The organism is Acidovorax sp. HDW3 (assembly GCF_011303755.1).
In the GTDB taxonomy this organism is placed as follows: domain Bacteria; phylum Pseudomonadota; class Gammaproteobacteria; order Burkholderiales; family Burkholderiaceae_C; genus Paenacidovorax.
The window spans coordinates 1,367,403-1,379,900 of record NZ_CP049885.1 but is presented as its reverse complement, the minus strand read 5'-3'; the positions used below and the strand labels follow the sequence as shown (position 1 = coordinate 1,379,900).

At 66.2% G+C, this 12,498-nt stretch carries 10 protein-coding genes; 9 read left to right on the top strand and 1 reads right to left on the bottom strand.

Annotated features, from left to right (window positions below; translation table 11 throughout):
- Positions 1–122: 122 nt before the first annotated feature.
- The 3 genes from dusA to G7045_RS06140 all read left to right on the top strand — a co-directional run bounded on the left by dusA (position 123) and on the right by G7045_RS06140 (position 3,365).
- A complete protein-coding gene (gene dusA, locus G7045_RS06150) occupies positions 123–1,142 on the top strand; it encodes a tRNA dihydrouridine(20/20a) synthase DusA (protein WP_166158756.1) in 1,020 nt (339 codons plus the stop codon).
- 187 nt (positions 1,143–1,329) lie between these two features.
- On the top strand, positions 1,330–2,715 hold the full coding sequence (locus G7045_RS06145) for a polyhydroxyalkanoate depolymerase (protein ID WP_166158754.1): 1,386 nt from the start codon (positions 1,330–1,332) through the stop codon (positions 2,713–2,715).
- Positions 2,712–3,365, top strand: coding sequence for an RnfABCDGE type electron transport complex subunit B (locus G7045_RS06140; RefSeq protein ID WP_166158752.1), 654 nt, complete (start codon positions 2,712–2,714; stop codon positions 3,363–3,365). The genes G7045_RS06145 and G7045_RS06140 overlap by 4 nt, the downstream gene beginning before the upstream one ends.
- Here the strand turns inward: G7045_RS06140 and G7045_RS06135 are convergent.
- Positions 3,344–4,831, bottom strand: coding sequence for a methyl-accepting chemotaxis protein (locus tag G7045_RS06135; RefSeq protein ID WP_166158750.1), 1,488 nt, complete (start codon positions 4,829–4,831; stop codon positions 3,344–3,346). The genes G7045_RS06140 and G7045_RS06135 overlap by 22 nt on opposite strands.
- Before the next feature lie 187 nt (positions 4,832–5,018).
- On the opposite strand from G7045_RS06135, the gene dapC reads away from it, so the two are divergent.
- The 6 genes from dapC to G7045_RS06105 are packed head-to-tail and all read left to right on the top strand — an operon-like array spanning position 5,019 to position 12,332.
- Entirely contained in the window at positions 5,019–6,224 is a 1,206-nt protein-coding gene (gene dapC, locus G7045_RS06130; RefSeq protein ID WP_166158748.1) for a succinyldiaminopimelate transaminase, read from the top strand.
- 12 nt (positions 6,225–6,236) lie between these two features.
- A complete protein-coding gene (dapD, locus tag G7045_RS06125; RefSeq protein ID WP_166158746.1) occupies positions 6,237–7,070 on the top strand; it encodes a 2,3,4,5-tetrahydropyridine-2,6-dicarboxylate N-succinyltransferase in 834 nt (277 codons plus the stop codon).
- Between the two features lie 58 nt (positions 7,071–7,128).
- Positions 7,129–8,295 (top strand): PilT/PilU family type 4a pilus ATPase, encoded by a 1,167-nt coding sequence (locus G7045_RS06120; RefSeq protein WP_166160370.1) that lies wholly within the window; start codon positions 7,129–7,131, stop codon positions 8,293–8,295.
- Positions 8,296–8,304: 9 nt separating this feature from the next.
- The gene (gene dapE / locus G7045_RS06115) at positions 8,305–9,480 is read left to right on the top strand and encodes a succinyl-diaminopimelate desuccinylase (RefSeq protein ID WP_166158744.1); all 1,176 of its coding nucleotides are present in this window, start codon (positions 8,305–8,307) and stop codon (positions 9,478–9,480) included.
- Positions 9,477–10,391: a 50S ribosomal protein L3 N(5)-glutamine methyltransferase gene (gene prmB, locus G7045_RS06110; RefSeq protein ID WP_166158742.1), complete on the top strand. Its 915-nt coding sequence runs from the start codon at positions 9,477–9,479 to the stop codon at positions 10,389–10,391. The genes dapE and prmB overlap by 4 nt, the downstream gene beginning before the upstream one ends.
- The gene (locus G7045_RS06105) at positions 10,392–12,332 is read left to right on the top strand and encodes an ABC-F family ATP-binding cassette domain-containing protein (RefSeq protein ID WP_166158740.1); all 1,941 of its coding nucleotides are present in this window, start codon (positions 10,392–10,394) and stop codon (positions 12,330–12,332) included.
- Positions 12,333–12,498: the final 166 nt, after the last annotated feature.

The window sequence follows — 12,498 nt, the reverse complement described above, 5'->3', positions numbered from 1 at the left end:
TGCAACTTGCTTTTATGATGTGGTGCAACTGTAGCGGAAAGTTGCACTTAGCCGTTGCACTTTGTGCGTTTTTACCCCGTTAAATGCCCAGGAAAGCGCGGGCGACGCCGAGAGGCCAAAGAATGAATGTAGAACAAAATCAACAACTTAAAGAAAAAGTATCGCCCTGGCGGGTTTCCGTGGCCCCGATGCTGGATTGGACCGACCGCCACTGCCGATACCTGCACCGCCTGCTCTCACGCCACGCCCTGCTCTATACCGAGATGGTGACCACCGGCGCCCTCTTGCACGGCGACGTGGCGCGGCATTTGCGCTTTGATGCGGCCGAGCACCCGCTGGCGCTGCAGCTCGGCGGCAGCGAACCGCAGGACCTGGCGCGCTGCGCACGGCTGGGCCAGGACTGGGGCTACGACGAGGTCAACCTCAACTGCGGCTGCCCGAGCGAGCGCGTGCAGCGCGGCGCCTTTGGCGCTTGCCTGATGCGCGAGCCCCAGCTGGTGGCCGACTGCGTGCGGGCCATGCGCGATGCGGTGCAGATTCGCGTCAGCGTCAAGCACCGCATTGGCATCGACAAGGAAGAAGACTACGGCTTTGTGCGCGACTTCATCGGCACCGTGGCCCAGGCGGGGTGCAACCATTTCATCGTGCACGCGCGCAATGCCTGGCTCAAGGGCCTCTCGCCCAAGGAAAACCGCGACATTCCGCCGCTGCGCTACGCCGTGGTGGCGCAGCTCAAGCGCGATTTCCCGCAGCTGCACATCGCCATCAATGGCGGGTTTACCAGCGATGCCGCCGTGCAAGAGCAGCTGGCCCTGGTCGATGGCGTGATGGTCGGGCGCGAGGCTTACCACAACCCCTGGTGGCTGGCGCAGTGGGACGCGCTGTACTTTGGCGCCGCGCCGCAGCACACCACGCGCGAGGGCGTGGAAGAAGCCATGGTGGCCTACATGGAGCGCGAGGCGCAGGCGCACGGCACCCCCTGGTATGCCGTAGCGCGCCACATGCTGGGCCTGCGCAACGGCCTGCCCGGCGCACGCCGCTGGCGCCAGGTGTGGAGCGACCACCGCCTCAAACACCTGCCCGCCAGCGAGGTCATGGCCATCGCGCGCACGCCACAGTCCGGATTTTCTGCACCGCTGTAAGCACAGAGAAAAAAAGGCCTGAAAGCAAGGCGCAGCAAGCGCTAGCAGCTATATTTTTAATAGCAAGCAAAATCCTTTCTCGCACTGCCTGTCATTTGCGTGACAGTTGGTGCGGTGTTCCACAGTGGTCAAAAAACCGCGTTCCTCGCTATATTTGTGCACTGCAACATAACTCCGCTTTCCCACCATGCTGTACCAGTTCTACGAAACCCAGCGTTCGCTGATGGAGCCCTTTGCCGACTTTGCGCTGGCGGCTGCCAAGCTCTACAGCAACCCACTCTCGCCCTGGGGGCAAACGCCGTTTGCGCAGCGTATCTCGGCCGGCTTTGATCTGCTGTACCGCCTGGGCAAGGACTACGAAAAGCCCGAGTTCGGCCTGGCGACGGTGGATGTGGACGGCGTCGAAGTGGCCATCCACGAGCGCATCGAGCTCGACAAACCGTTTTGCGAACTGCGCCGCTTCAAGCGCTTTTCTGACGATCCCGCCACCCTGGCCAAGCTCAAGGTGCAGCCGGTGGTGTTGGTGGTGGCGCCGCTGTCGGGCCACTACGCCACGCTCTTGCGCGACACGGTGCGTGCCCTGCTCAAGGACCACAAGGTTTACATCACCGACTGGAAAAACGCCCGCCTGGTGCCCCTGGCAGATGGCGATTTTCACCTCGACGACTACGTCAACTACGTGCAGGAATTCATTCGCCACCTGCAGGCGAGCTACGGCAATTGCCACGTCATCAGCGTCTGCCAGCCGACGGTGCCCACGCTCGCCGCCGTCTCGCTCATGGCCAGCCGGGGCGAGACCACGCCGCTGTCCATGATCATGATGGGCGGGCCCATCGACGCGCGCAAATCGCCCACCGCCGTCAACGACCTGGCCGTCGAGCGCAGTTTTGGCTGGTTTGAAAACAACGTCATCTACCGCGTGCCCGAGGGCTACCCGGGCGCCGGGCGGCGCGTTTACCCCGGCTTTTTGCAGCACACGGGCTTCGTCGCCATGAACCCCAACCGCCACGCCAGCAGCCACTACGACTACTTCAAAGACCTGGTCAAGGGCGACGACGCCAGCGCCGAAGCGCACCGCAAGTTCTACGACGAGTACAACGCCGTGCTCGACATGGACGCGCATTACTACCTGGAAACCATCCAGACCGTGTTCCAGGAGTTCAAGCTCGTCGAAGGCACCTGGGACGTGCTCTCGCCCGACGGCCGCTGCGAGCGCGTACGCCCGCAAGACATCCAGCGCACGGCGCTGCTGACCATCGAGGGCGAGCTCGACGACATCTCCGGCAGCGGCCAAACGCGCGCCGCCCATGCGCTGTGCACCGGCGTTGCCGAAGGGCAAAAACGCCACCTGGAAGTTACAGGCGCAGGCCACTATGGCATCTTCAGCGGTCGGCGCTGGCGCGACAACGTCTATCCCGAGGTGCAGGGCTTCATCGCCGCGCACCAGATGCCGCAGCCACGCGCCGCCACCGGCGCTGCCGCCGGCCCGGTCGATGACGCTGTGCCGACCGCCGCCGCCGCCGTCACCGCCAGCGCCCAGCCGCGCACGCGACGCAGCACCCGCAAGGCATGAGCCGCAGCACCGCAGCCGTCCTGACCGTACAGCTCAACGCCGCCCTGCCGCAGACGCAGTGCCAGCGCTGCGGCTACCCTGACTGCGCCGCCTACGCCCAGGCCATGGCGCAGGGGCAGGCTGCCATCAACCAATGCCCGCCCGGGGGTGCCGAGGGCGTGGCGCGCCTGGCCGCACTCACAGGCCAGGCGCCGCTGGCGCTCAACCCCGAGCATGGGCAGGAAGGCCCGCGCACCCTGGCCGTGATCGACGAAGACTGGTGCATAGGCTGCACCCTGTGCCTGGCGGCCTGCCCGGTCGATGCCATCGTGGGCGCCAACAAGCTCATGCACACCGTGATCGCTGCGCACTGCACCGGCTGCGAGCTGTGCGTGCCCGCCTGCCCGGTCGATTGCATTGCCATGCAGCCGCTCGCTGGCCCGCTGGCACAAGCGAGCGGCTGGGCCGCCTGGTCGCCCGCGCAGGCGCAGGCCGCTAGCGAGCGCTATGCCCAGCGCCAAGAGCGTGAGCAGCGCCAGGCACGCAGCGCCGCGCCCACCGCCGCAAGTGCGGGCGCAGCCGACAAGTCAGCCGTTATCGCCGCCGCCCTGGCACGGGCCAAAACCCAGGTAAAAACCCAGGCAAAAACTCAGGCCGCAAAAGCCTTGTAAACACCGCAGCCCAGGGCCACGTCGCCCAGGCGCTGCACGAACGACATCTTGGTCTGCACCCGGCCATTGGTGGGGTTGACGATGTCGTACTCCACCCAGCCCGGCCCGCGCTCGGCCTGGGCCCAGATATCGTGCAGCAGGCGTTCACCGTCCACGCCAGCAATGTCTTGCACCCGGGTGCCGACCTTGGCCTGGTTGCCGGCAAAGGCGCGGTAGTGGCCCTCGGTGTCGAGCGCAAAAACATACATGTCGCGGTCGTAAAACGGCTGGTTGCGATCGGTGATGCTGTCGAGCAGGCGCTGCCCCTGGCCTTTTTGCAGCGCCATGGCCACGGCTTGCTGCACCAGCTGCTGCGCTTCTTCGGCCGTGCCCTGCTGCAGGCGAAATGCCACCACCGCGCAGCTGAGCGTGGCCGCACGCTGCTCCAGCGCCACGGCGTGGTGCACGGCCTCGTCCACCATTTGCGCGTTGCTGTGCGTGATGTGTTCGAGCTGCTGCACCGCCTGGCCGATTTCACCGAGCCCCTGGTGCTGCGCCTGGCCCGACTGCGCAATCGCGCTCATGTTGCTGGCCACGGTGCGGATGCCGTCGGCCATTTGCGCAATGCCGTTGCCCGCCTGGCGAATGAGCGCCGCGCTGGCCGCCACCTGCTGCACCGAGTCACCAATGAGCTGGCGAATCTCGCGCGCCGCCTCGCTCGAGCGCTGCGCCAGCGAGCGCACCTCGGACGCCACTACGGCAAAACCACGCCCCTGCTCGCCGGCACGCGCGGCCTCGACGGCGGCATTGAGCGCCAAAATATTGGTCTGAAAGGCAATGCCGTCGATCACGCCGATGATCTCGTTCATGCGCTGCGCGCTGTGTTCGATGGTGTGCACCGACTGCACCGCACGCTCCATACCCGCCGCGCCACTCTGGGCCGCATCGCGCACCAGGGCCGCGCGCTGGTCGGCGCTGTGGGCCGTGTCCGCATTGCGCTGTACGGTGCCAGCCAGGGCATCGACGCTGGCCGCCGTTTGCTTGAGATTCGCCGCCTGCTGCTCGGTGCGCTCGGCCAGAGCGCGGCTGTCCAGCGCCAGGCTCTGGCCGGCGTGCGCCACCAGGGCGGCGTTGCTGCGGATGTCGGCCACCATGCCCGAGAGGGTGATGGTCATGGCATCGAGCAGCGCCGCCATGCATGCCAGCTCATCGCTGCCATCAATCGCAGCGCGGGCGCGCAGATCCCCCTGCGTGACCAGCTCCATGGTCTGCGTAATGCGCTGCAAACTGGCGCTCTGCCCCAGGTACAGCGCCAGCAGCAGGTAACCCAGCAGCAGCGCGCCGGCCAGAGCCGCCCACCCCGATTGCGACCACCACAGCACCAGCTGCGCCAGTACCGCCAACACGCCAAGCACGGCCAGCTTGCCGCCCAGGGGCAAGCGCCGCAGCAAGCCGATGCCGGGGCGCATCATCCATCGTCCTGTCATACCCTGTGTCTCCTGTTTATCGTGTAAGGGGTAAGGGAAAGCGGAAATTTTGTTTGTGTGCATAACATCCGCGCAGCGAAACTAATTGTTACCCCTTACGTCAGCTTGACAGGCGAGTGCTGCCCACGGATTTGGCGCTGGCGCCACGCCAGGCCCCACCCAGGAAAGCCCCGATAATCCGCTGGCCATGAATCCCCTGCTCTCCCACCTTCAGCCCTACCCCTTCGAGCGCCTGCGCCAGCTCTTTGCCGGGGTCACGCCCAACCCCGCCTACCGCCCTATCAGCCTGGGCATGGGCGAGCCACGCCACCCGACGCCCGCCTTCATCGCCCAGGCCCTGGTCGATGGCCTGCCGGGCCTGGCCAGCTACCCCCTCACGGCTGGCGAGCCGCGCCTGCGCCAGGCCTGCGCCGACTGGCTGCAGCGGCGCTACGCGGTCGCGGTCGATGCCACCAGCCAGGTGCTGCCGGTGAACGGCTCGCGCGAGGCGCTGTTTGCCTTCGCCCAGACCGTGATCGACCCGACCCGGGCCGGCGCCACCGTCGTCTGCCCCAACCCGTTCTACCAAATCTACGAAGGCGCCGCCCTGCTCGCCGGCGCCCAGGTGCACTACGCCCCGAGCGATGCGGCGCGCAACTTTGCCGTCGATTGGGACAGCGTGCCCGCCGCCGTCTGGGAGCGCACGCAGCTGTTGTTCGTTTGCTCGCCTGGCAACCCGACGGGCGCCGTCATGCCGCTGGCCGAGTGGGAAAAGCTCTTTGCGCTGTCGGACCGTTACGGCTTCGTCATCGCCAGCGACGAGTGCTACAGCGAAATTTATTTCCGTGACGAGCCCCCGCTCGGTGGCCTGGAAGCGGCGCAGCGCCTGGGGCGCAGCGATTTTCGGCGCCTGCTGGCCTTTACCAGCCTGTCCAAGCGCAGCAACGTGCCGGGCCTGCGCAGCGGCTTCGTCGCCGGCGACGCGGCGCTCGTCAAAGCCTTTTTGCTCTACCGCACCTACCACGGCAGCGCCATGGGGCCGGCGGTGCAGAACGCCAGCATCGCCGCCTGGAGCGACGAGGTCCATGTGCAAGACAACCGCGCCCTGTACCGCGAGAAGTTTGCGCGCGTCACGCCCCTGCTGGCGGCGGTGATGGACGTGCAACTGCCCGATGCCGGTTTTTACCTCTGGGCCCAAGTGCCTGAGCGCCTGGGCCTGAGCGACGCCGAGTTCGCCCGCGCCCTGTACGCTCAATACAATGTGACGGTGCTACCGGGCAGCTACCTGGCCCGCGAGGCCGCTGGCGTCAACCCCGGCGCGCAGCGCGTGCGCATGGCCCTGGTGGCCGAGACCGACGAGTGCACCGAAGCGGCCACGCGCATCGCCCAATTCATCCAATCCCACAGCAACTAGAGACCCCCTGCCATGAGCGAACAACTGCAACACATCATCGACAGCGCCTGGGAACAGCGCACCAGCCTGTCGCCCCAGAGCGCACCGCAAGAAGTGCGCGACGCCGTCGAGCATGTGCTGGCCGAACTCAACGATGGCCGCCTGCGCGTGGCCACGCGCACCGGCGTGGGCCAATGGACGGTGCACCAGTGGCTGAAAAAAGCCGTGCTGCTGTCGTTCCGCCTGAACGACAACGCCCTCATGCAAGCGGGCGAGCTGGGCTTTTACGACAAGGTGCCGACCAAGTTCGCCGGCCTGTCGGCACAAGAGATGGCCGCCACCGGCGTGCGCGTGGTGCCGCCGGCCGTGGCGCGCCGGGGCAGCTTCGTCGCCCGTGGCGCCATCCTTATGCCCAGCTACGTCAACATCGGCGCCTACGTCGATGAAGGCACCATGGTCGATACCTGGGCCACCGTCGGCTCCTGCGCGCAGGTGGGCAAGAACGTGCACCTCTCGGGCGGCGTGGGCCTGGGCGGGGTGCTCGAACCCCTGCAGGCGAACCCGACCATCATTGAGGACAACTGCTTCATTGGCGCGCGCTCCGAAGTGGTCGAGGGCGTGATCGTGGAAGAAAACTCCGTGCTCGGCATGGGCGTGTACATCGGCCAGAGCACGCCGATCTTCAACCGCGACACGGGCGAGATCAGCTACGGCCGCGTCCCCTCGGGCTCGGTCGTCATCAGCGGCAGCCTGCCCAAGAAGACCAAGGCCGGCCAGGACTACAGCACCTACGCCGCCGTCATCGTCAAGACCGTGGACGCGCAAACGCGCTCCAAGACCAGCCTGAACGATCTGCTGCGCGACTAAGCCCAGCGATCGCGAGCCACGAAGCGAGCCACGAAAGGAGACTGTCATGAGCACCAGCATGGGAACCATGGAGCGCATCCTGCGCCTGATGGCCGAGAAAAGGGCGTCAGACGTCTACCTTTCGGCCTCGGCGCCGGCCCTCATCAAGATCAACGGCGAGTGCCTGCCGATCAACAACCAAATTCTGCCGCCCGATGCGCCCAAAAACCTGCTGGCCGAGGTGGTCGAGCCCGAGCGCATCGAAGAATTAGAGGAAACCGGCGAGCTCAACATGGGCGTGCCCATCAGCGGCGTCGGGCGCTTTCGCGTCAGCGCCATGCGCCAGCGCGGCTCGTACGCGGTCGTGATCCGCTTCATCGCGCAGCACATCCCCGAGCTGTCCACACTCAACCTGCCGGCCGTGCTGCCCGAGCTGATGCTCAACAAGCGCGGCCTGATCCTGATGGTGGGCGCCACCGGCTCGGGCAAAAGCACCTCGCTCGCCGCCATGATCGACAGCCGCAACGCCGTCATGTCGGGCCACATCCTGACGATCGAAGACCCCATCGAATACCAGTTCAGGAACAAGAAATCGGTGGTCAACCAGCGCGAGATCGGCAGCGACACACAGTCGCTGCAAATCGCCCTGAAAAACGCCCTGCGCCAGGCGCCGGACGTGATCCTGATCGGTGAAATCCGCGACCGCGAAACCATGTCCGCCGCCATCGCCTACGCCCAGTCGGGCCACCTGGTGCTGGCCACGCTGCACGGCAACAACAGCTACCACGCGCTCAACCGCATTTTGTCGTTCTACCCCGTCGAGGTGCGCCCCACCATGCTCGGCGACCTGTCCTCGGCCCTCAAGGCCGTGATCTCGCAGCGCCTGGTGCGCACGCAAGACGGCAGCCGCGTGCCCGCCTGCGAGGTCATGCTCAACACCAAACTGGTGAGCGAACTGGTGGAAAAAGGCGACTTCTCTGGCGTGCGCGAGGCCATGGAAAAATCCATGGCCGAAGGTTCGCAAACCTTTGAAGAAGACCTGGCACGCCTGATCCGCGAAGAGCGCATCGACCGCAAAGAGGGCCTGGCCTACGCTGACTCGCCCACCAACCTGATGTGGCGCCTGCAAAACGACTTTGCCATGGCGGCCAACGCCGCCCAGGCCCAAAAAGCCGCCCAGGAAGACGGCGCCGAGGACGACACGCCCTCGTTCACCGAAATCGTCCTGGACGTGAAACCCACCTGACCCTCCCGTATGACCGCTACCCTGGAACTGGCGCAGCAACTCATTGCGCGCCCCTCCGTCACGCCCGAAGACGCCAACTGCCTCGAACTGCTGTGCGCACGCCTGGCGCCCCTGGGCTTTGCCTGCGAACGCATGGACAGTGGCCCAGACAGCTTTTTTGTCCGCAATTTATGGGCCAAACGGCCTGCAGCGCCCGCCAATAAAGCGCAAGCAGCTATCAAAACAATAGTGTTTGCCGGCCACACCGACGTCGTCCCCACCGGCCCGCTGGAGCGCTGGGACAGCGACCCGTTCGTGCCGACGATCCGCGACGGCAAGCTCTACGGGCGCGGTGCGAGCGACATGAAAACCTCCATCGCCGCCTTCGTCGTCGCCGTCGAGGAGTTCCTCGCCGCCACGCCTGAGCCGGCGATCGACATCGCCTTCTTGCTCACCAGCGACGAGGAAGGCCCCTCGGTCGATGGCACGAAGATCGTCGTCGAACGCCTGGCCGCACGCGGCGAGCGCCTCGATGCCTGCATCGTCGGCGAGCCGACCTCGGTGGCGCGCACCGGCGACATGGTGAAAAACGGCCGCCGGGGCACGCTCTCGGGCAAGCTCACCGTCAAGGGCGTGCAGGGCCACATCGCCTACCCGCAGCTGGCACGCAACCCCATCCACCAGGCGCTGCCGGCGCTGGCCGAGCTCGCCACCACCGTCTGGGACCAGGGCAACGCCTTTTTCCCGCCCACCAGCTGGCAGATCAGCAACATGCACGGCGGCACGGGCGCGAGCAACATCATCCCCGGCCAGGTGGTGATCGACTTTAACTTCCGCTTCAGCACCGCCAGCACGGCCGAGGGCCTCAAAGAGCGCGTGCACAGCCTGCTCGACCGCCACGGCCTGGAGTACGCGCTGCAGTGGACGCTGGGCGGCCAGCCCTTCCTGACCGAGCCCGGCAGCCTGCTCGCCGCCGTGCAAGCGGCCATCAGCGCCGAAACCGGGCTGGCGACCGAGCTCTCGACCACCGGCGGCACCAGCGACGGGCGCTTTATCGCCGCCATCTGCCCGCAGGTGATCGAACTGGGCCCGCCCAACGCCAGCATCCACCAGATCAACGAGCACATTGCCCTGGCCGACATCGAGCCCCTGAAGAACATCTACCGCCGCACCCTTGAGAACCTGCACGCGCAGGCGCTGGCATGAGCGGCGCCCCCGTGCACGGCGCGCACGTCAGCGCCCTGATCGCCAGCGGCGCGGCGGCGCTCACGCAGGCCGGCGTCGGCTTTGGCCACGGCACCAGCAACGCCCAGGACGAAGCCGCCTGGCTGGTGCTCTGGGCCCTGGGCCTGGCGCTCGACAGCCCCTTGGACGACGCCCCCGATTCCGTGGCCAATACGCCTGTAACGCCCGCCGATCAAGCGCGAGTAGCTACACTTTTTGCAAAGCGCATCGCCAGCCGCAAGCCCGCCGCCTACCTCACGCAAGAGGCGTGGCTGATGGGCGTGCCGTTCTACGTCGATGAGCGCGCCATCGTGCCGCGCAGCTTCATCGCCGAGCTGCTGGCCGACGGCAGCATCGACGGCTGGCTCTCGGACCAGACGCGCCAGGTGCTCGACCTGTGCACCGGCAACGGCAGTCTCGCCGTGCTCGCCGCCATGGCCTGGCCCGAGGTGCAGGTCACCGGCGCCGACCTCTCGCCCGAGGCCCTGGCCGTGGCCCGCATCAACGTCGAAAAACACGGTCTGCAAGAGCGCATCACCCTGGTGCAATCCGACGGCCTGGCGCAAGTGCCCGGCCCCTGGGATTTGATCTTGTGCAACCCGCCCTACGTCAACGCGCACAGCATGGCCGCCTTGCCGCAGGAATACCGCGCCGAGCCAGAACTGGCGCTCGCTGGCGGCGCCGACGGCATGGACTTCATCCGCCGCCTGCTGCGCGACGCCCCCGCCTGCATGAGCGCAGACGCCGTGCTGGTGCTTGAAATTGGCAACGAACGCGCCCACTTCGAGGCCGCCTTTCCCCAGCTGCCCGTGTTCTGGCTTGACACCAGCGCGGGCGAAGACCAGGTGCTGCTCATCACCCGCCGCGCCCTGCTCGAACTCTCTCCCGCCTGAATGATTACCCTCAAAAACGTCACCTTGCGCCGTGGCAGCAAGGTGCTGCTCGACGCCGTCAACGCCACCATCCACCCCGGCGAAAGCGTTGGCCTGGTCGGGCGCAACGGCGCGGGCAAGTCCTCCTTGTTCGCGCTCTTGAACGGCAGCCTGCACGAAGACGGCGGCGATTTTTTCATGCCGCCGCAGTGGCGCATGGCGCAGGTCGCACAGCACATGCCCGAGACCAGCGAATCGGCCACCGATTTTGTGCTCGATGGCGACACACGCTTGTCCAGCCTGCGTGAGCAGCTACAAAAAGCAGAGCAAGCGGGCGATGGCCTGGCCATTGCCCAGGCGCACGCCGACCTGGCGGACGCCGGCGCCCACGACGCGCCAGCGCGCGCCCAGGCGCTGATCCTGGGCCTGGGCTTTCAGGTCGGGCAGCTCGATAACCCCGTCAACAGCTTCTCCGGCGGCTGGCGGATGCGCCTGCAGCTCGCGCGCGCCCTCATGTGCCCGAGCGACCTGCTGCTGCTCGACGAGCCGACCAACCACCTCGATTTGGATGCGCTCGTCTGGCTCGAAGCCTGGCTGACGCGCTACGAGGGCACGCTCATCGTCATCAGCCACGACCGCGAGTTTCTCGACGCCGTCACCCGCGTGACGCTGCACATCGAGAACGCGCAGCTCACGCGCTACGGCGGCAACTACAGCCTGTTTGAAGACCTGCGGGCACAGCAGATGCTGCTGCAGCAAGCGGCCTTCGAACGCCAGCAGGACAAGATCGCACACCTGCAAAAATTCATCGACCGCTTCAAGGCCCAGGCCACCAAGGCGCGCCAGGCGCAAAGCCGCGTCAAAGCCCTGGAGCGCATGGAAAAAATCGCCCCCGTGCTCGCCAGCGCCGATTTCACCTTTGAATTCAAGGAGCCGGCCAACCTGCCCAACCCCATGCTGGCGCTGACCGATGCCGCCTTTGGCTACCGCGCGGACGATGGCAGCGAAAAAACCATCTTGCGCGGCGTGAGCAAAACCGTCTTGGCCGGTCAGCGCATCGGCATCCTGGGCGCCAACGGCCAGGGCAAATCGACGCTGGTCAAGACCATTGCCCGCACCATGGCGCCACTGGCGGGCAAAGTGACCGAGGGCAAGGGCCTGGCGATTGGCTACTTTGCGCAGCAGGAACTCGACGTGCTGCACCCGGACGACCACCCGCTGGGCCACATGGTGCGCCTGGCGCGCACCTGCGGCATCGACGCCCGCGAGCAGGAGCTGCGCAACTTCCTGGGCTCCTTCAACTTCAGCGGCGACATGGTCACGCAGCCCGTGGGCAGCATGAGCGGCGGCGAAAAAGCCCGCCTGGTGCTGGCGCTCATCGTCTGGCAGCGCCCCAACCTGCTGCTGCTCGACGAGCCGACCAACCACCTCGACCTGGCCACGCGCGAGGCGCTGGCCATGGCGCTCAACGAATTCGAGGGCACGGTCATGCTGGTGAGCCACGACCGGGCGCTTTTGCGCGCGGTGTGCGACGAGTTCTGGCTCGTCGGGCGCGGCCAGGTCGGGCCCTTCGACGGCGACCTCGACGACTACCAGCGCTACCTGCTCGACGAGGCCAAGCGCCTGCGCGAACAGCTGCGCGCCAGCGCGCCAGTGGCCCCGGCCAGCACCGCCGCCCCCAAGGATGGGCGCGAACAGCGCCGCGCCAGCGCCCAGGCACGCCAGCAACTGGCCGAAAAAACCAAGCCCTACAAGCGCGAGCTGGCCCAGGTCGATACCCGCCTGGCAGCCCTGAACGCCGAAAAAACCACCCTCGAAGAACGCCTGAGCCAGGGCCTGGCGCCGCAGGACATCGCCGACTGCGGCCGGCGCCTGAAGGCCTGCAGCGACGAGATCGAGGCATTGGAGCTGCGCTGGCTGGAGCTGTCCGAAACCATTGAAGAAATAGAAAATGGGCTGTAATCCAATACAGGCAAGCGCAAGCAGCTATATTTTTAATAGCGAAAAAATTTTTTAAAAAAACTGTCAACCCAGTGTTTACCAGGGGCGTTGTTCACTCATCTCTAAGGAGTTTTTTGCCATGAACACCACCGCTATCCTGACCGCCTGGCCTGAAGACGAACGTGAC

Excerpts from the sequence above, each read along its gene's own strand:
- prmB (WP_166158742.1), top strand. The coding sequence starts at position 9,477 with ATGAGCGGCGCCCCCGTGCACGGCGCGCACGTCAGCGCCCTGATCGCC.
- G7045_RS06120 (WP_166160370.1), top strand. The coding sequence starts at position 7,129 with ATGGGAACCATGGAGCGCATCCTGCGCCTGATGGCCGAGAAAAGGGCG.
- dapC (WP_166158748.1), top strand. The coding sequence starts at position 5,019 with ATGAATCCCCTGCTCTCCCACCTTCAGCCCTACCCCTTCGAGCGCCTG.
- G7045_RS06140 (WP_166158752.1), top strand. The coding sequence starts at position 2,712 with ATGAGCCGCAGCACCGCAGCCGTCCTGACCGTACAGCTCAACGCCGCC.
- G7045_RS06135 (WP_166158750.1), bottom strand. The coding sequence starts at position 4,831 with ATGACAGGACGATGGATGATGCGCCCCGGCATCGGCTTGCTGCGGCGC.
- dusA (WP_166158756.1), top strand. The coding sequence starts at position 123 with ATGAATGTAGAACAAAATCAACAACTTAAAGAAAAAGTATCGCCCTGG.
- dapE (WP_166158744.1), top strand. The coding sequence starts at position 8,305 with ATGACCGCTACCCTGGAACTGGCGCAGCAACTCATTGCGCGCCCCTCC.
- dapD (WP_166158746.1), top strand. The coding sequence starts at position 6,237 with ATGAGCGAACAACTGCAACACATCATCGACAGCGCCTGGGAACAGCGC.
- G7045_RS06105 (WP_166158740.1), top strand. The coding sequence starts at position 10,392 with ATGATTACCCTCAAAAACGTCACCTTGCGCCGTGGCAGCAAGGTGCTG.
- G7045_RS06145 (WP_166158754.1), top strand. The coding sequence starts at position 1,330 with ATGCTGTACCAGTTCTACGAAACCCAGCGTTCGCTGATGGAGCCCTTT.